13 protein-coding genes and 1 pseudogene are annotated in these 18,754 nt (G+C 64.5%); 9 read left to right on the top strand and 5 right to left on the bottom strand.

Translation table 11 applies throughout. The features are described from left to right. The first annotated feature begins 54 nt into the window (after nucleotides 1-54). Complete coding sequence (locus tag ACP7B7_RS24135) at nucleotides 55-678, top strand: glutathione S-transferase family protein (protein WP_308921921.1); 624 nt, start codon at nucleotides 55-57, stop codon at nucleotides 676-678. Here ACP7B7_RS24135 and ACP7B7_RS24130 read toward each other — a convergent pair whose 3' ends face one another. Further along, complete coding sequence (locus ACP7B7_RS24130; protein WP_426078392.1) at nucleotides 679-2,793, bottom strand: prolyl oligopeptidase family serine peptidase; 2,115 nt, start codon at nucleotides 2,791-2,793, stop codon at nucleotides 679-681. It abuts the gene before it with no gap. Nucleotides 2,794-2,979: 186 nt separating this feature from the next. Continuing rightward, a complete protein-coding gene (locus tag ACP7B7_RS24125) occupies nucleotides 2,980-3,378 on the bottom strand; it encodes a RidA family protein (protein WP_426078406.1) in 399 nt (132 codons plus the stop codon). A gap of 131 nt (nucleotides 3,379-3,509) precedes the next feature. Between ACP7B7_RS24125 and ACP7B7_RS24120 the strand changes: the two genes are divergently transcribed. Next, nucleotides 3,510-4,439 (top strand): LysR family transcriptional regulator, encoded by a 930-nt coding sequence (locus ACP7B7_RS24120; protein ID WP_426078391.1) that lies wholly within the window; start codon nucleotides 3,510-3,512, stop codon nucleotides 4,437-4,439. Here ACP7B7_RS24120 and ACP7B7_RS24115 read toward each other — a convergent pair. Together ACP7B7_RS24115 and ACP7B7_RS24110 are read right to left on the bottom strand one after the other, a co-directional pair. Continuing rightward, a complete protein-coding gene (locus ACP7B7_RS24115) occupies nucleotides 4,423-4,824 on the bottom strand; it encodes an RcnB family protein (protein WP_426078390.1) in 402 nt (133 codons plus the stop codon). The two genes, ACP7B7_RS24120 and ACP7B7_RS24115, sit on opposite strands and share 17 nt — an antisense overlap. Nucleotides 4,825-4,924: 100 nt before the next feature. Continuing rightward, on the bottom strand, nucleotides 4,925-6,556 hold the full coding sequence (locus ACP7B7_RS24110) for a CehA/McbA family metallohydrolase (RefSeq protein ID WP_426078389.1): 1,632 nt from the start codon (nucleotides 6,554-6,556) through the stop codon (nucleotides 4,925-4,927). Between the two features lie 322 nt (nucleotides 6,557-6,878). Here ACP7B7_RS24110 and ACP7B7_RS24105 point away from each other — a divergent pair, with 322 nt between their 5' ends. The 7 genes and pseudogenes from ACP7B7_RS24105 (at nucleotide 6,879) to ACP7B7_RS24075 (ending at nucleotide 18,071) form a co-directional block, all read left to right on the top strand. After that, on the top strand, nucleotides 6,879-8,171 hold the full coding sequence (locus tag ACP7B7_RS24105) for an MFS transporter (protein ID WP_308921914.1): 1,293 nt from the start codon (nucleotides 6,879-6,881) through the stop codon (nucleotides 8,169-8,171). Between the two features lie 10 nt (nucleotides 8,172-8,181). Beyond that, entirely contained in the window at nucleotides 8,182-10,734 is a 2,553-nt protein-coding gene (gene nirB / locus ACP7B7_RS24100) for a nitrite reductase large subunit NirB (RefSeq protein WP_426078388.1), read from the top strand. Between the two features lie 3 nt (nucleotides 10,735-10,737). Beyond that, the gene (gene nirD, locus ACP7B7_RS24095) at nucleotides 10,738-11,100 is read left to right on the top strand and encodes a nitrite reductase small subunit NirD (RefSeq protein WP_308921912.1); all 363 of its coding nucleotides are present in this window, start codon (nucleotides 10,738-10,740) and stop codon (nucleotides 11,098-11,100) included. Continuing rightward, on the top strand, nucleotides 11,097-12,335 hold the full coding sequence (locus ACP7B7_RS24090) for an NAD(P)/FAD-dependent oxidoreductase (protein WP_426078387.1): 1,239 nt from the start codon (nucleotides 11,097-11,099) through the stop codon (nucleotides 12,333-12,335). Before nirD ends, ACP7B7_RS24090 begins: the two co-directional genes overlap by 4 nt. Before the next feature lie 13 nt (nucleotides 12,336-12,348). Then, nucleotides 12,349-15,036: a molybdopterin-dependent oxidoreductase gene (locus ACP7B7_RS24085; protein ID WP_426078386.1), complete on the top strand. Its 2,688-nt coding sequence runs from the start codon at nucleotides 12,349-12,351 to the stop codon at nucleotides 15,034-15,036. A gap of 273 nt (nucleotides 15,037-15,309) precedes the next feature. After that, nucleotides 15,310-15,912 carry an adenylyl-sulfate kinase gene (gene cysC, locus ACP7B7_RS24080; RefSeq protein ID WP_426078405.1) on the top strand — a complete coding sequence of 201 codons (603 nt, stop codon included), beginning with the start codon at nucleotides 15,310-15,312 and terminating at the stop codon, nucleotides 15,910-15,912. 143 nt (nucleotides 15,913-16,055) lie between these two features. Next, a pseudogene (locus tag ACP7B7_RS24075) lies at nucleotides 16,056-18,071 on the top strand (diguanylate cyclase domain-containing protein). On the opposite strand, the gene ACP7B7_RS24070 reads toward ACP7B7_RS24075, so the two are convergent. Next, nucleotides 18,068-18,583 carry a MarR family winged helix-turn-helix transcriptional regulator gene (locus ACP7B7_RS24070; protein ID WP_308921907.1) on the bottom strand — a complete coding sequence of 172 codons (516 nt, stop codon included), beginning with the start codon at nucleotides 18,581-18,583 and terminating at the stop codon, nucleotides 18,068-18,070. The pseudogene ACP7B7_RS24075 and the gene ACP7B7_RS24070 sit on opposite strands and share 4 nt — an antisense overlap. Between the last annotated feature and the right edge of the window lie 171 nt (nucleotides 18,584-18,754).

Genomic DNA, 18,754 nt, shown 5'->3' with positions numbered 1-18,754 from the left:
GGCGGCTGATAAGATACAAGCTGTAATAAACAAGACGACAACCCGGAGACCCCCATGAAACTGTATGTCAGCCCCCGCACGCCCAATCCACGCCGCGTCACCATGTTCATCGCCGAAAAAGGCATCGCCGGCATCGCGGAAGTCTCGCTCGACCTGATGGCGGGCCAGCACCGCGATCCGGGATTTTTGGAAAAAAATCCGATGGGCAGGGTGCCGGCGCTGGAGCTGCCGGACGGGCGCGTGCTGGCCGAAACGCGCGCCATCTGTACCTATCTGGAAGGGCTGCAGCCGGAACCGAACCTGATGGGCGAAGGGTTCGAGGAGCGCGCCTTTATCGAAATGGCCGACCGCCGGGTGGAACTGCATCTGTTCCTGGGCGTGGCCAACTGCGTGCGCCACAGCCATCCGGCGCTGGCGGTGCTGGAAAATCCGCAGTTCCCCGACTTTGGCGCGGCGCAGGGCGCCAAGATGCGCGAGACGGCGCAGTGGCTGGATCAATTGCTGGCGCGCCAGCCGTATGTGGCCGGCGCGCGGTTTACCATCGCCGACATCACCGCGTTCTGCGCGCTGGAATTCGCGCGCGGCCTGATGAAATACCGGCCGGGCGCGGAAGGGTTGGAACATCTGCAAGCCTGGCGCGACCGGATTGCCGAGCGGCCAAGCGCGCAAGCCAGGTAATTATTTCAACTGCCCCTGCAGGAAGGTATACGTCAGCGCCCACATCAGCGCCTGCTGGTCGTTATTGGCGGCGCCCGCATGGCCGCCTTCCGTATTTTCCCAGTACAGCACGTCGTGGCCTTGCTCTTCCATCTTGGCCACCATCTTGCGCGCGTGGCCGGGGTGGACCCGGTCGTCGCGGGTCGAGGTGGTAAAGAACACGCGCGGATATTTTTTATCCTTGAAGACGTTCTGGTAGGGCGAGTATTTGCTGATGTAGGCCCATTGTTCCGGCACATCCGGGTCGCCATATTCGCCCATCCAGGAGGCACCGGCCAGCAGCTTGTTATAGCGGCGCATGTCGAGCAGCGGCACCTGGCTGACCACGGCGTTGAACAGGTCCGGCCGCTGCGTCAGCACGGCGCCCACCAGCAGGCCGCCATTGCTGCCGCCCATGATGCCCAGGTGGCGCGGGCTGGTCAGCTTGCGCTTGATCAGGTCCTGCGCCACCGAGATGAAATCGTCATAGGCGCGCTGGCGGTTTTCCTTCAGCGCCGCCTGGTGCCAGCGCGGGCCGAATTCGCCGCCGCCGCGGATATTGGCCAGCACGTACACGCCGCCCTGGCTCAGCCAGGCAGTGCCGGTAATGCTGCTGTAGCTGGGCTTGAGCGAGACTTCGAAGCCGCCATAGCCGTACAGCACCGTGGGGTTCTTGCCGTCGTACTTGGTCTTCTTGTTCATGATGACGAAATACGGCACTTTGGTGCCGTCCTTCGAGGTCGATTCGAACTGTTCCACCTTGTACGGACTGGCGTCGAAATAGGCGGGCAGCGACTTGATCTTCGTGCGCTGGTCGCTGCCGGCGGTGGCCAGGTACAGCGTGGTGGGGGTCAGGAAATCGGTCACGGTCAAAAAGTACTGGTCCGAGTCGACCGCATCGAGCGGGCTGGCCGCCAGGGTGCCCAGCTTGGGCGCGTCGACCACGCGGCGCTGCCATTTGCCATTCACATGGCGCAGTTCCGTCAGGCGGTTTTTTACCTTGTCCAGCGTGGTCAGCAAGATGGCCGATTTGGTCACCGACATATTGTCGAGCGAGGAGGTGGCGGTGGGCGCAAACAGCACCTCGAATTCCTGCTTGCCCTGCATGAAGGACTTGAAGTCGGTCACCAGCACGGCGCCTTGCGGGTAGGTCGTGCCGTTGACTTTCCAGTCCGAGCGCAGGTTGATCACCAGCTGGTCGCGCATGGTAGCGGCCGTGGCGTCGTCCGGTTTCGGTACCTTGTTCAGGCTGTCGCCTTCGCGCAGGAACATCTCGCCGCTGTAGAAGTCGATCTGGCGCTCGACGAACTGATATTCATGGCCGGGCGTGAAATCCTTGTAGGCGCCGGCGCTCATGTCGTCCGGCCTGGCTTCGTACAGCGTTTTGGCCTGCTCCAATGGCGTGCCGCGCTTCCACTCCTTGATGATGCGCGGATAGCCCGAGCTGGTCATCGAACCGGGGCCGAAATCGGTGGACACGAACAGGGTGTCGTCATTGATCCAGCTGGCGTTGCTTTTCGCCTCAGGCAAGGTGAAACCGTCCGCCACGAAAGCGCGTTTGGCGACATCGTATTCGCGCACCACCTTGGCGTCGCCGCCGCCGCGCGACAGCGAAATGAGGCAGCGTTCGCCTTTCGGATACAGACAGGACGCGCCGCCCCAGACCCAGTTCTCGTTCTCGCCGGCGGCCAGCTGGTCGAGGTCGATCACGGTTTCCCATGCCGGCTCGGGCAGCTGGAACTGCGCCAGCGTGGTGCGGCGCCAGATGCCGCGCACATGCTGGGCGTCGCGCCAGAAATTATAGTAATACTCGCCTTCCTTGCTCACATACGGAATGCGCTCTTTCGAATTGAGGATGGTCTTCAGCCGCGCCTGCAAGGCCGGGAATGTTGGCTTGCCTTCCAGTTCCTTGGTGCTGACGGCATTATGCTGGTGCACCCAGGCCATCGGTTTTTCGCCGGCGACTTCTTCCAGCCATTGCAGCGGATCGGTGGGGGGCGTGGAAGCGGCGGCGGTAGACGGCGCTTGCGCATGGGCGGCGCCCGCTGCGGCCATGCCGAGCAGCATGCTGCCGGCAAACTTGCGATAAAAAGACATGGACAGGGTTCCTTGACTATGGTCGGTTGTTGCGCGTTGCTTGTCAGAACGGCGCAGCCATGTTGCCATGGATTCCAGACTGGAACCAGAGGCCAAGGACGCCTGGCAAGGAAAAACCATGCTTTTCCAATATTGTTTGCTGGAATGGACGATGGCCGCAGAATCTGCGGCCTTCTTCCCGTCCGCTCAGCCGTTCGGCAGCCTGGCCACCACCTTGATCTCGAAGTCAAATCCATACAACCACGTCACGCCCACGGCCGTCACTGTCGGATGCGGCGCCGCGCCCCAGTAGTCGGCCTGCACGATATCCCAGATGCGCTGAAAGTTCGCTTCGGGATTGACGATAAAGATGGTGACGTCCTGCACGTCGTCGAAGGTGCAGCCGGCGGCGGCAAGGATGGCGTTCAGGTTGTCGAAGGCGCGCCGCACTTGCGCTTCGAGCTCGGGTTCGGGCGAGCCGTCTTCGCGGCTGCCGACCTGGCCCGAGACGAACAGCATGCCGTTGGCGCGTACGGCCGGCGAATAGCGGTTCTTTTCATACAGGGCCTGGCGGCCGGGTGGAAAAATTACGTCTCGTTTGCTCATCATTCACTCCTGTCGTCATGCAGCGCGAGGCTGCGGAAGACTTCACTGTAAGCGCCTGCGGCCTGCCGATAAACAGGCAACGGTGCGCTAGACTGTTTGTATAATCCAAACAATCAGAGCAAGGAGCGTACATGGACAGGTTTGACGCAATGAGCGCTTTTGCGCGGGTGGTCGAGACGGGCAGCTTTACCAAGGCGGCGCAGACGCTGCACATGAGCCGCACTACGGTGACGCAGCTGGTGCAGCAGCTCGAAGCCCGCTTGCGCCTGAAGCTGCTCAACCGCACCACGCGCAAGGTCAATGTCACGGCCGATGGCGCCGTGTATTACGAGCGTATCGTCGAGGTGCTGGCGGCGCTGGAAGACGTGGAAACCAGCCTGCCGAATGCGTCGGCATTGCCGCGCGGCCAGCTGCGGGTGGACGTGCCCAGTCCGCTTGCGGCCATGCTGCTTGTGCCGGCGCTGCCGCAGTTCCATGTCTTGTATCCCGATATCGTGCTCGACATGGGCGCCAGCGACCGCATGGTCGATGTGATCGGCGACAATGTCGATTGCGTGATACGCGGCGGTGAAATGAGCGACCAGTCGCTGATGGCGCGCAAGCTGGCCGACTTGCAGTTGGGCGTGTATGCGGCGCCCAGCTATCTGGAACGGGCGGGCACGCCGGTGCATCCCGGTGAGCTGGAAGACGAGCGGCACAGCATCGTGCGTTTTCGTTGGTCGAGGCGTGGCAACGGGTTTCCGCACGTGATGCAGCGCGGCGGCGAGACCGTCAGGATACAGGGGCGATACATATTGTCGATTGACGATGGCAACGCCTATCTGGCGGCGGGGGTAGCGGGCTTGGGGGTCTTGTGGCTGCCGGACTATATGGCGAAAAAGCATGTGGCGGCGGGCGAGCTGGTAGCGCTGTTTGCGGCGTGGACCATCGAGCCGATGCCCTTGTATCTGGCCTATCCACCCAACCGTCATGTCAGCAAGAAGCTGCGCGTGTTTATCGATTGGGTAGTGGCACTGATGGACCGGCATGCGCCGGTCGGCAAAATCAATTCCCCAGAATAATCTGCGCGATCAGGCCGGTGGCGGCCGCCATCAGCACATAGTCGTTATCGACCTTTACCCACTGGTGGCCACGTGGCGGCGCGCTCAGGCGGCGGGCGCGCCAGTCGTTGACGACATGTTTCCGGTTGCGGTACTCGGGCGGCAAGCGATTGCCCTTGTACAGATTGTGGCGCGGACCGACGCCGCGGTTGCTGGCACGCGGGTTGCCGTTGTTCGGACGCGCATGGTCGTTGCCGCGCTCATCGTGGCGCTCGCCACGCTGGTCATGCTGGTCTTGCTGTTGTGGCCGGTGGTCATTCCGGTCATGGCGGTCCTGGGCAAAGGCCGAGGTGCTGCAAACCATGAAGGCTGCGATCAGGGAGGAGACGAGGATTTTCTTATTCATGTGGTGTTCCTTTTTTGACAGGACCGAGCAGGGCAGCTGGCCAATAGTTGCAGTAGACCACCCTTGCTGCACGGCTTCAGTCTGCTAGCGCACGTAGTCTTCAAGGCAGCTGGTTGACCCACACGGGCGCCGACCACAGCAAGTTGCCGTCGTCCTGCGTCACGCGCGCATAGTAGAAGTGGGGGCCGGGCGAGGGCGTCAGGCTCAGGCTGGCCTGGTCCGACAGCGCGGTGACGCTGCCGTTGCCGCCCGGTACGCCCTGGAACACGGTGATGGCGGCCACCCGGCGCCCGCGCGTATTGCTGAAACCGACGGCCAGTTGCAAGGGGCCGCGATTGTCGAAGCGTTCGCCCATCATCCTGCCGTTGGCCGTGAAGATCAGTCGCGCATGCTTGTCCATGGTGGCAAACACGCGCCGCGCGCGCAGGGCTTCGAACAGGCTCTCGCGCGACAGGGCGGCGTCGCGATCGATCAAGATGGCGGTGCGGTTGCCGTAGGCGGCGCCCCAGTTGGCGCAGTGATTGTCCTGGTTGCTGCTGAAGGCCAGGTGGTAGCCGGCCGCCAGGGCCTTGTTGCAGGCCGCCTCGAAATTGCTGCGCCGGGTTTCCGTTTCCTGCTCGTTGGTGGAAAAAGCCGAGGTGTTCATCACTTCGCACAACACCATGGCGGCATCGCCATCGGGCGTAAAGCCGAGCGGCTCGCCACCCACCAGGAACTGGCCCGAACGGGCCGGGTGGTTGAACTGGCCCAGCCAGCCGCGCTCGCGCATCAGGGTGTACAGGCCGGCATAATCGCCTTTCGGCGTGTTGATTTCCGCCAGCAATTGTCCACGGCCATTTTTTTCCCAGCCCAGCAACTGCTCGCTGTTGAAGATGTTCAGGTGGCCGCCCTTGTTGATCACGCCCCATTCCATGCCGTACAGGGCCAGGAAGCCGGGGTGGGCCGTGGTGTAGGCGGCCGCTTCGGCCAGGCCGGCGTGGTACAGGGCGATCGCATCGAACGGCTCGGCCGCCGCATTGGTGCCGTCCGAACCGTCATACATATGGTTGTGCTCGGAAGTGAGCAGCACGTCCAGCCCATGCTGTTGCGCATAGCGGTAGGCGTCGAGCGGGCCATAGGGCGCCGATTGCGGCTCCTGCGCGCCCTTGCAGGCACCCGTCGCGGCGCCGCCGTCGCTGTGGCGGGTCTGGCTGTGCAGGTTGGCGTAGACGACGCGATAGGGGAAGGTGTTGTCGACCTTTGGTGTGGACATGGACGCCATGGCGGCCATGCGCGACGAGGCCGGCGCGCCACGGTCGACGGCGATCTGCCATTGCTGCTCCACAATATCGTCGCCGCTGCCCGCCACCAGGCGCAGCTCGTACAGGCCTGCCGGCGCGCGGCGGCCATCGCTGCCGCGGCCGTCCCAGTGCAGGCGCAAGGTGGCGCTGCCGCCATCCAGAACTTGCCGCCCCGACCAGCTGCGGCGCAGCAACCCCTGCGGGCCTGGACCGGACAAGGTCAAGTTCCAGTCGATGCCATGCGTGCTTGCGCCATCGGGATGGTCCAGCTGCACGACAAACGTGCGCGCCTGCGTGCGGCGCTGTGCCGCTGCCGCGTGGAACGGCGCGGCCACGGTCGCTTCCAGTTCGCTGTGTTCCTTCGGTTCGGCCGCCTGCGCGGGCCAGGACATCACCGAAAAGGCCAGCGCACACGCGGCACCGGCCACCATTTGCCGCCATCGTCCAGGCATGATCGCCTCCATCGGGATGACTCCAGTAGTATTTAGACAAGCTCTGCCATGTTTCGGTTCCCCTCATGCACCACGAAGTGGCAATGCTGCACCGCGATATGCCATGACAGGGCGCAAACGGGCTGCATTTGATACGCCAGCCCCTGGGAAAACCTGGCACGGCGCTTGCTAAAGAATAGAAACGGATCAACGGCGATCCCCTGAACAAACAACGGTCCAACGACGGACCACCATGGACAACGGCGTCCGCTCAAACTGATTTCATGATCGGTGGGAGCGGGCGCCGTTTTTGTTTTTCTAACGGGATACTTCGGGAACCATCATGGCCAGCAAAGCTACCAGCATCACCCTCTTTTCCCTCGCCACGCCACCCATGCGCGCCTTCCACCTGACCTGGATGGCGTTCTTCGTCTGCTTTTTCGCCTGGTTCGCCTGCGCGCCGCTGATGCCCATCATCAAGGGCGAGTTCGGCCTGTCGCTGGCGCAGGTGGCCAATATCAATATCGCCGCCGTCGCCATCACCATCCTGGTGCGCCTGATCGTCGGCCCCATGTGCGACCGCTACGGTCCGCGCAAGACCTATACCGGCCTGCTGCTGCTGGGCGCGATTCCCGTGCTGGGCGTGGCCGCTTCGCAAAGTTATGAAAGCTTCCTGTTCTTCCGCCTCGGCATCGGCGCGGTCGGTGCGAGTTTTGTCATCACCCAGTACCACACCTCGGTGATGTTCGCGCCGCGCGTGGTCGGCACGGCCAATGCGGCCGCCGCCGGCTGGGGCAATGCGGGCGGCGGTGCGGCGCAGGCGCTGATGCCGCTGATGCTGGGCGCACTGGTGATGTTGGGCGTGTCCGAATCGCTGGGCTGGCGCGTGGCGCTGCTGGTGCCGGGCGTGCTGATGCTGGTGATGGCCGCCCTGTACTGGCGCTTTACGCAGGACTGCCCGGAAGGCAATTACTCGGACCTGCGCAAGGCCGGCATCGCCATCGAAGGCGGCAAAAAGGGCGGCTGGGCCAGCTTCAAGGCCGCCAGCGCCAACTACCGCGTGTGGCTGCTGTTCGTTACCTACGGCGCCTGCTTCGGCATCGAAATCTTTATCCACAATATCGCCGCCGTCTACTACGTCGACCATTTCGGCCTGTCCCTGAAATCGGCTGGCCTGGCCGCCGGCAGCTTTGGCCTGCTGGCCCTGTTTGCCCGCGCCCTGGGTGGCTGGATGTCCGACAAGCTGGCGCTGCGCGGCAACCTGAACAGCCGCGTCACCCTGCTGTTCATGCTGATGATCGGCGAAGGCGTGGGCCTGCTGTGGTTCGCCAAGGTCGACAGCGTCACCTGGGCCGTGATCGCCATGCTGGTGTTTGGCCTGTTCACCCATATGGCTTGCGGCGCCACCTATGCGCTGGTGCCGTTTATCGACAGCAAGGCGCTGGGCGGCGTGGCCGGCATTATCGGCGCCGGCGGCAATGTCGGTGCGGTGGCGGCCGGTTTCCTGATGAAGGGCACCGGCGATATCCGCCAGACCCTGATCATTTTGAGCGTGCTGGTGGTGGTGTCGGCGCTGTGTGCCATTGCCGTGCGTTTTACCAGTAGCACAGCCGAATCGAAGATGGCTGCGGCCTGAGGAGAAGAAGATGAGCAACCCCCTGAAAATCGTCGTCCTGGGCCATGGCATGGTCGGGCATAAATTCCTCGAACGCCTGGCGCTGGAAAACAATACGCGTTTGTCGGTGACGGTACTGTGCGAAGAGCCGCGCCCGGCCTACGACCGTGTGCACCTGTCCGAGTTTTTCAGTGGCAAATCGGCGGACGACCTGTCGCTGGTGGCGCCCGGCTTTTTCGACCGGGGCAATGTGGCGTTGAAGTTGAATGCGCGTGCCATCGCGGTCGATCGGGCGGCGAAAACCGTCACCGTCAGCACCGGCGAGCTCCTCGCCTACGACAAGCTGGTCTTCGCCACCGGCTCGACCCCGTTCGTGCCGCCGCTGCCGGGCAAGGACCGCGACGGCTGCTTCGTCTACCGCACCATCGAAGACCTGGAAGCGATGCTGGCCTGGGGCGACAAATCCAGGACCGGCGTGGTGATCGGCGGGGGGCTGCTGGGCCTGGAATGCGCAAAAGCGCTGCGCGACCTGAAACTCGAGACCCACGTGGTGGAATTCGCGCCGCGCCTGATGGCGGTGCAGGTCGATGAAGGCGGCGCGCGCGTGCTGCGCCGCAAGATCGAGGAACTTGGCGTCACCGTCCACACGCAAAAGAACACGCTGGCCATCGTCGACGGCGAGGCGGCCACGCACCGCATGCAGTTTGCCGACGGCAGCCACCTGGAAGCGGACATGATCGTCTTCTCGGCCGGCATTCGCCCGCGTGACGAGCTGGCGCGCGCCTGCGGCCTGGAAGTGGGCCCGCGCGGCGGCATCGCCATCGACGACAGCTGCGTCACCTCCGACCCGGACATCTACGCCATCGGCGAATGCGCGCTGTGGGGCGGGCTGATCTTCGGCCTGGTGGCGCCTGGCTACGAAATGGCCCGCATCGCGGCGCGCCATGTGCTGCAGGAGGAGGGCGAGGCGTCGTTCAAGGGCGCCGACATGAGCACCAAGTTGAAGCTGATGGGCGTGGACGTGGCCAGCCTGGGCGACCCGCACGGCAACGCGCCGGGCAGCCGCTCCTACCAGTTCATGGACGAGCGCAAGCAGATCTACAAGAAGATCGTCGTCTCCGACTGCGGCAAATACCTGCTCGGCGGCGTGATGGTGGGCGACGCCAGCGAATACGGCACCCTGTTGCAGATGATGCTCAACAAGATCGAACTGCCCGAGTCGCCAGAATTCCTGATCCTGCCGCAGGCGGACGGCCAGCAGAAGGTGGGCCTGGGCGTGGACGCCTTGCCCGATGGCGCGCAGATCTGCTCGTGCAATGACGTCTCGAAGGGAGCGCTGTGCGCGGCGGTGGCCGATGGCGCCACCACCATCGGCGCTTTGAAGTCCTGCACGAAAGCCGGCACCGCCTGCGGCGGCTGCGTGCCGCTGGTGACGCAGATCATGAAGGCGGAAATGAAGAAGCAGGGCATGGCTGTCAACAACCATGTCTGCGAACACTTTGCCTACACGCGCCAGGAGCTGCACCACCTGGTCCGGGTCGGCAAGATCCGCAGTTTCAATGCGCTGCTGGCCGCGCACGGCCACGGTCTCGGTTGCGACGTGTGCAAGCCTTTGGCGGCCAATATCCTGGCCTCTTGCTGGAACGATTTCGTGCTCACGCCCGTGCATGCCAGCCTGCAGGACAGCAACGATTATTTTCTCGGCAATATCCAGAAGGACGGCACGTATTCGGTGGTGCCGCGCATGGCCGGCGGCGAAGTGACGGCCGATGGCCTGATCGCGGTCGGCACGGTGGCGAAAAAATACGGCCTGTACACCAAGATCACGGGCGGCCAGCGGGTCGACCTGTTCGGCGCGCGCGTGGATCAGCTGCCGGCGATCTGGGAAGAACTGATCGCGGCCGGTTTCGAGTCGGGCCACGCCTACGGCAAGTCGCTGCGCACGGTGAAATCGTGCGTCGGCTCGACCTGGTGCCGTTACGGTGTGGCCGACAGCGTGGGCTTTGCAATCGAACTGGAAAACCGCTACAAGGGCTTGCGCACGCCGCACAAGATCAAGTTCGGCGTGTCCGGCTGCACCCGCGAATGCGCCGAAGCGCAAGGCAAGGATATCGGCCTGATCGCCACCGAAAAAGGCTGGAATCTGTACGTGTGCGGCAATGGCGGCATGAAGCCGCGCCATGCCGAACTGATCGCATCCGATCTTGATGAAGCCACCCTGGTGCGCTATGTCGACCGCTTTCTGATGTTCTATGTGCGCACGGCCGACCGCCTGCAGCGCACCAGCGTGTGGCGCGACAATCTCGAAGGCGGCCTCGATTACCTGAAGCGCGTGATCATCGACGACAGCCTGGGCCTGGGCGCCGAACTCGAAGCGGACATGCAGCACGTGGTCGACACCTATGCGTGCGAGTGGAAGATGGCCGTCAACGACCCGGCCGTGCGCCAGCGTTTCCGCCATTTCGTCAACAGCGACAAGAACGATGAAAACGTGGTGTTTGTCGAAGAGCGCGGCCAGATCCGTCCCGCCACCGAACTTGAACGCCGCAGTACCGTGATCCCCATCCTTGCCGTGGAGGCTTGATTCATGAACGCGATTAACGAACTTTCCGGCGTCACCGCCGACAACTGGATGGCCATCTGCCAGCTCGACGATATCGTGCCCGACACGGGCGTGTGCGCGCTGCTGAAGGGCCGCCATGTGGCCGTCTTCCGCATCGGCGACAGCAGCCCGAAGATCTTCGCCATCGATAATGTCGACCCGAACGCGGGCGCCTCGGTGCTGTCGCGCGGCCTGGTGGGCAGTTTAGGGGAGCGCATCGTGGTCGCCTCGCCTATCTACAAGCAGCATTTCGACCTGCACACGGGCGAGTGCATCGAAGCGCCCGAGCATTCGGTGGCCGCCTGGCCAACGCGCGTGTTCGGCGGCATGGTGTGGGTGGCGCTGTGAATGCCGCAGTCAATGCCAACGCCCGGCCATCCTTGGTGGTGGTCGGCAACGGCATGGCCGGCATGCGCACGGTGGAGGAATTGCTGAAACTGGCCCCGGACCTGTACGACATCACCGTCTTCGGCGCCGAGCCGCACGGCAATTACAACCGCATTTTGCTGTCGCCGGTGCTGGCTGGCGAAAAGACGGTGGATGACATCATGCTGCACACGCGCGAGTGGTATGCGCAGAACGGCATCACCCTGCATGCGGGCGACCCGGTGGTGCGCATCGACCGCAAGGCGCGCACCGTGCAATCGCTGTCGGGCATCAAGGTGAGCTATGACCGCCTGCTGCTGGCGACCGGCTCCACGCCATTCATCGTGCCGGTGCCGGGCCATGAACTGCCAGGCGTGATCGGCTTTCGCGATATCGACGACGTCGACACCATGCTGCGCGCGGCGCGCGAGCACCGCCACGCGGTGGTGATCGGCGGTGGCCTGCTGGGACTGGAAGCGGCCAACGGCCTGCAGCGCCAGGGCATGGACGTCACCGTGGTCCACATGAGCGGCAGCCTGATGAACCAGCAGCTCGATGCCCCGGCCTCGATGTTGTTGAAAACGGCACTGGAAGCGCGAGGCCTGCGTTTTCTGATGCAGGCGCAGACGGCCGAAATCCTCGGCACCGGGCGCGTGCAGGGCGTGCGTTTTGCTGACGGCAGCAGCATCCCGGCCGACCTGGTGGTGATGACGGCCGGCGTGCGGCCCAATATCATGCTGGCCAGGGAAGCCGGCCTGCACTGCGAGCGCGCCATCGTCGTCGACGACTGCCTGCAAACTTACGATCCGCGCGTGTATGCCGTCGGCGAATGCGTGCAGCACCGGCGCGCCACGTTCGGCCTGGTGGCACCGATCTGGGAACAGGCGCGCGTCTGCGGCGCGCATCTTGCCGGCGCCGGGCACCGCCGCTATGTGCAGCAGGCCAGCGCGACGAAACTGAAAGTGACCGGCATCGACCTGTATTCGGCCGGCGACATTATCGGCGGCGAGGGCAGCGAAGACCTGGTGCTGCGCGATCCGCGCCGCGGCGTTTACAAGCGCCTGGTGGTGCAGGGCAACCGCCTGGCTGGCGCCGTGCTGTATGGCGAGGTGCAGGACGGCCCGTGGTATTTCGACCTGATACAGAAGCGCAGCGACATCAGCCGCCTGCGCTCGCACCTTTTGTTTGGCCAGGCCTTGTGCGACCTGGCTGCCTGACTGGAAAACTCCCATGACGACCTGCACGCCCGTGAAAACCACTTGCCCTTATTGCGGCGTCGGCTGCGGCGTCGAAGCGACGCGCCTGCCCGATGGGGCGATCCGCATCGCCGGCGACGCCAGCCATCCGGCCAACCTGGGCCGGCTGTGCGTGAAGGGCTCGGCCCTGGGCGATACCGTCGATCTCGATCAGCGATTGCTTTACCCGCAGGTACGCGACAACGGAGTATTGGCGCGGGTTTCCTGGGATAACGCGCTTGACAAGGTCGCCGGCGGCCTGCGCGCGATTATCGATGAACACGGTCCCGATGCGGTGGCGTTGTATGTCTCGGGCCAGCTGCTGACGGAAGATTATTATGTCGCCAACAAGCTGATGAAAGGCTATGTCGGCAGCGCCAATATCGACACCAATTCGCGCCTGTGCATGTCGTCGGCGGTGGCCGGCCACAAGCGCGCGTTCGGCGAAGACATCGTGCCGGGCTGCTACGAGGACCTGGAACTGGCCGACATGGTGGTGCTGGTGGGCTCGAACACGGCCTGGTGTCACCCCATCCTGTTCCAGCGCATCGCGCGCATCAAGGAAAGCCGGCCACAGATGAAACTGGTGGTGATCGACCCGCGCCGCACCGCCACCTGCGAGCTGGCCGACCTGCACCTGCCCGTCAAACCCGGCACCGATGTGTGGCTGTTCAACGGCCTGCTGTGCCATCTGGCGAAAGAGGGCGTGATCGCCGACGATTTCGTCACGCGGCACAGCAGCGGTCTCGATGAAGCCCTGGCGGCCGCCCATGTCGACTGTGCCGACCCCTTGCAGGTGGCGAAAATCTGCAAGGTCGACCCGCAGGCGCTGCTGGCGTTCTACCGCGATTTTGCGGCCACGCGCAAGGTCGTCACCGCCTATTCGCAGGGGGTGAACCAGTCGTCGAGCGGCACCGACAAGGTCAACAGCATCATCAACTGTCACCTGGCGACGGGGCGCATCGGCCAGCCCGGCATGGGGCCGTTCTCGCTGACGGGCCAGCCGAACGCCATGGGCGGGCGCGAAGTGGGCGGCCTGGCAAACATGCTGGCGGCCCACCTGGACCTGGACAAGCCACGGCACCGCGAAGCCGTGCAGACCTTCTGGGATTCGCCCGCCATCGCCGGCAAGCCGGGCCTGAAAGCGGTCGAGCTGTTCCAGGCCATCGAGGCGGGCACCGTCAAAGCCGTGTGGATCATCGCCACCAATCCGCTGGTCAGCATGCCGGACGCCGATCAGGTGCGCCGCGCGCTGGACCAATGCGAACTGGTGGTGGTGTCCGACATCAGCGCGCAGTCCGATACCAATGCTTACGCGGACGTGCTGCTACCGGCTTTGGGCTGGGGTGAAAAAGACGGCACGGTGACCAATTCCGAGCGCCGCATCTCGCGCCAGCGCGCCTTTCTGCCGGCGCCGGGCGAAGCGCGCGCCGACTGGTGGGCAATATGCCAGGTGGCCACGTGCATGGGCTACGACGGTTTTGATTTCACCTCGCCGCAAGCGATTTTCGACGAGCATGCGCGCCTGTCCACCTTCCGCAACGAGGGCGAGCTGGCGCGCCTGTTCAATCTGTCGCACCTGGTGGCGCTGGACGCGGCGCAGTACGAGGAGCTGGCGCCGCAGCAATGGCCACAACACCAGCCACGATTGTTCGGCGACGGCCGCTACGCCCATCCTGACGGGCGCGCGCGCTTTATTGCCACCGCGCCGCGTGCGCCGCACCACCTGCCGGACGAGGATTTTCCGCTGGTGCTCAATACCGGCAGGGTGCGCGACCAGTGGCACACCATGACGCGCACCGGCAAGGCGGCCCGATTGTCCGGCCATATCGCCGAATCGTTCATCGACATCCACCCGCAGGACGCGCTGCTGTACAGCGTGCGCGAAGGCGAGCTGGCGCGCATCTCCAGCCGCTGGGGCGCGATGGTGGCGCGCGTGGTGCATGGCGGCGGCATCGCGCGCGGCCAGGTCTTCGTGCCGATCCACTGGAGCGACGCCAATGCGTCCGACGCGCGCGTGGGCGCCGTCGTCAACCCGGTGGTCGATCCGGTCTCGGGCGAACCGGAATTCAAGCATACGCCGGTTCGCATCGAACAGTTCCGCGTGCACTGGCATGCGTTTGTATTGAGCCGCGCGCCCTTGAAGCTGGACGGCGTGGCGCACTGGACGCGGGTGCAGGGCGAGCAATTCCTGCGCTACGAGCTGGCCGGGCGCACCCGTCTCGACGACCTGGCCGGCTGGGCGCGCGATTTGCTGGGCGTGACGGATCTTGATGCCGACTGGCTCGATTATGCCGACGCCAGCGCGGGCGTTTACCGCGCGGTGCACCTGGAAGAGGGGCGCATTGCGCAATGCGTGTATGTGTCGCCACGCCCGGACCTGCCGTCGCGCGCCTGGCTGGCCGGCCTGTTCGCGCACGCGCAGCTCGACGCGGCGGACCGTGCCGGCGTGCTGCTGGGCCAGCCGATTACAAAGGGCGCCGATGCCGGCCCCACCGTGTGCTCGTGTTTTGGCGTGGGCCGCAACACGATCTGCGACGCCATCCGCAAGGATCATCTGACGACGACGGCGCAGGTGACGGCCTGCGTCAAGGCGGGCGGCAATTGCGGTTCCTGCGTGCCAGAGATACGCCAGCTGATCGCGGTGGTGGCGGCCGAAGCGCTGGCCGAGCGCGCGGCATAGGCTGTAATGCCGTTCAGTTAAGCTGTCAGACGCATGTCAATGCGTAAGAATTAGAAACGTAAAAATGGCGTGCCGGAGACGCGCGCCTGAGAAAATGCCGATGGCGGCGTTGCAGCTCCTCGCCGTACATGCGTACTGTCTTCGTCGCTGCGCCTTGCCCTCGACATTTTTCAGGCTCGCTTGGCCCGGTGTGTCTGTGCGGGCGACCGGGTTTTTAATCCGTTTTGCAGGTTTGCCGGGAGCGTAGGGACGCTAACTGAACGGCACTACGGCATAAGCTGTCTTTTTTGTTCCTGCTTTGTTATATTTCCTGTCACGACAGGAGAGCAGATGAAGCAAGCACAAAGCAGGGCGGCCACGGTCTGGCTGACGGGATTGAGCGGCGCCGGCAAGACCAGCATTGCCGGGGCGCTGGCGGGGCGCCTGAAGGCCGATGGGCGGGCCGTCACGGTGCTCGATGGCGACCTGCTGCGCCATGGCCTGAACCGCGACCTGGGCTTCACGCCGCAGGACCGGCATGAAAACATCCGCCGCACGGCCGAAGTGGCGCGCCTGATGAACGAGGCGGGGCTGGTGGTGATCGCTGCCCTGATTTCGCCCAACCGCGCCGACCGCGCCATGGCCGCCGCCATCATTGGCGCCGCCCACTTCATCGAAGTGCATGTCAGCACGCCGGTGCAGGTGTGCGAAGCGCGCGATCCCAAGGGCCTGTATGCGCGCGCCCGCGCCGGCCAGATTCCGCAATTCACGGGCGTCTCCGCCCCCTATGAAGCGCCGCTGTCGCCGGCACTGACGCTCGATACCCAGCAACAGGCGCTGGAGGACTCGGCCGGCCAGTTGTACCGCCATCTGCTGGCGCATGCGACCCTGTTGTAAGTCTGCCCGTGTCGCCCATGGGTATGGACAATTTGGTATCATATCGTAAAGCAATATTATTTTTTGCCTGCTGGCGCACGCGCCAGGACTGGCGACGACGATAGCAGGGGCGCAGCGCCAGGAAGTCCCGGACCCCTGATTCCATGAAAACGAGACTACGCAAGAGCATCGGCAAAACCCTGCCCGCCAGCCTGAAGGCGCGCATGAGCGTGGTTGTCTTCCTGCTGGTGCTGGGCGCCGTCGCGCTGCTGGCGCTGGCGACCCTGGCCGTGGCCGAACGCGACATGCGCGGCGTGACGGGCCAGCAGCAATATGCCTCGCTGGCCAGCGCCGCCGTGTTCATCGATGAAGAGCTGGCGACCAAGCGCGATGTGCTGCGCGTGATGGCCGACAGCCTGGCCGCGCAGGACGTGCATGACCCGGCCGGCCTGCAGCGCTTCCTGTCTGCCCAGACGGTGCTGGGCAAGGAGTTTTTCACGGCCGGCCTGGTCGGTCTCGACGGCAGCGTGCTGGCAAGCCTGGGCCCGGTCAAGCCGCGCGCCGGCACGACGGTCAAGGACCGCCCGTATTTCACGCAGACCTTGCAACAGAAGCGCTCGGTCATTTCCGAGCCGCTGCAAGGCAGCATCTCCGGCATGCCCATCGTCGTCGTCACGCAACCCGTGTTCGATGCGCGCGGCCAGGTGCGCCTGGTGCTGGCGGCCAGCGTCAACTTGCGCCAGCCCGATTTCCTGGGCCGGCTCGACGCGCTCAAGCCGGGACCGGGCGGCCATCTGTACATCATGACGGAACAGGGCATCGTCATCGAGCATCCCGACAAGTCGCTGATCATGCGCCATATCGGCGCGCTGTGCCCGCCCAGCGTGCCGACCCGCAGCGCCATGCAAGGCTTCCAAGGGGCGATGGCGGGCAAGACCAGCCATGGCGACGACGCCCTGTTTGCCTACCATCGCATCGCCAGCACCGGCTGGATACTGGCCTCGGTCTACCCCACGCGCGATGCCTTCGCGCCGCTGCGCGCCATCCGCAGCAAGATCTTGCTGGCGGCGCTGGTGCTGGCGGCGCTGGCGGGCCTGGCCGGCTGGCGCGTGGTATTGCGCCTGCTGCGTCCGCTCGAACGCCTGCGCAGCCAGGTGCACCAGATCCGCCGCCACCGGCTCGGCATCGAGGCGCTGCAGATCGAGCGGCGCGACGAGATCGGCGACTTGAGCCGCGATTTCTATACCCTGGTGGCCGAACGCGAACTGGCCGAGACACAGACGCGCGACAGCGAACGGCGCTTGAAACTGCTGACCGATCACGTGCCGGTGGTGATCGTGTATATCGACCGCGAACACCGCTACCAGTTCATCAACGCCACGTTTGAAAAATGGTTCGGCATCTCGGCCAAGGAGGGCATGATGCGCTCGATCAGCGAGGTGCTGGGCGAAGCGGCCTATCAGCTGCGCGAGCAGTACCTGCGGCGCGCGTTTGCCGGCGAGGAGGTGGAATATGAATTCACGGTCGATGACGGCGCACCCGAGCGCGCCGGCAACGGCCGCGCCTTCCAGACCAGCTACGTGCCCGACGTCGACGAGCGTGGCGTGGTGATCGGCGTGTATGGCCTGATCCATGAAATCACCAAGGTCAAGGCGGTGCAGTCGGCGCTGCGCTTCGCCGCCGGCACCGATACCCTGACGGGCATCGCCAACCGGCGCCGTTTCGACGAACACCTGGCGCAAACCATGGCGCGCGCGCAAGCGGCGGATGCGTCGATGGCGCTGGCCTATCTCGATATCGACCGCTTCAAGGCGATCAACGACAGCCTGGGCCACCAGGCCGGCGACGAAGTGCTCAAGTAATTTGCCCAGCGCTTGCTGCGCAGCGTGCGCGCCAGCGACCTGGTGGCGCGCCTGGCCGGCGACGAGTTCGTGATCGTGTTCGAGGGCGTCAGGAGTGCGGCGGAAGTGCGCCAGATCGGCGCCAAGATCGTCGACGCCATCCGTGTGCCGTTCGCGCTGGACAGCGGCCCTTTGAGCGTGACCACCAGCATCGGCATCGCCATCTACCACGAAGGCGAGCTGACGCCGGAACAACTGCTGAACCTGGCGGACCAGGCGCTGTACCAGGCCAAGGGCCAGGGCCGCGATGGCGTGGCCTTGATGGACGGCAGCGTCTAGTTCAGCGGCTCGCTCTTGAGCTGGTGCGTGCGCGCCACTTCCTTCATCGCCACCAGCAGGTTCTCGCGCAATTCCGGCGGCAACTGGCCGAAGAATTCCTCGTCGTTCTGGTCGGCCATGCCAGCCAGCACCGGCACCAGCGCTTCGCCTTCGCTGGTCAGCTCGATCGAGTGCTGGCGGCGGTCGGCCAGCAGGATCGATTTGCTGACCATGCCCTTGCCTTCCAGGCGGTCGATCAGTTTCGAGACGGCGCCCTTGCTCATGCCGGCCACTTGCGCCAGCACGGTGGGCGAGGTGCAGCCGAGGCGGAACATTTCGCGCAGCACCACCCATTCGGACACCGTCACGCCATTGGCTTCGGCTTTTTTCTGGAAGCTGTGCGACACATGGTTGGAAACAAAACGCAGCCAGTAGCCCAGGTGGGCTTCCAGCTCGCTGACGCTGGCCGCATTGGCCGCGTTGGTGGCACTGGCGGGGGCCGGCATGGTGGCCGATTCAATATTGTGGTTCATCTGTTTTCCTTCACTGGGCAGCATCGGGCAGGGTCGGGGCGCTTGCGGTCGAGTGCATGGTTGTCGGTATGCGTGCGGGAGGCGGCGTTCCCGCCGTTGCCGGGAGAGCGCTGCGCCACAAGTTTTTCTTCCTTCCGCTACCGTCGCGACCAGTCATGGCAAGCATGCAAT

Origin of the sequence: Janthinobacterium sp. PSPC3-1 (assembly GCF_049896105.1) — a bacterium.
Taxonomy (GTDB): Bacteria; Pseudomonadota; Gammaproteobacteria; order Burkholderiales; family Burkholderiaceae_D; genus Janthinobacterium.
Note: the sequence above shows the minus strand (reverse complement) of the source record. Positions and strands in the feature narration are given on the sequence as shown.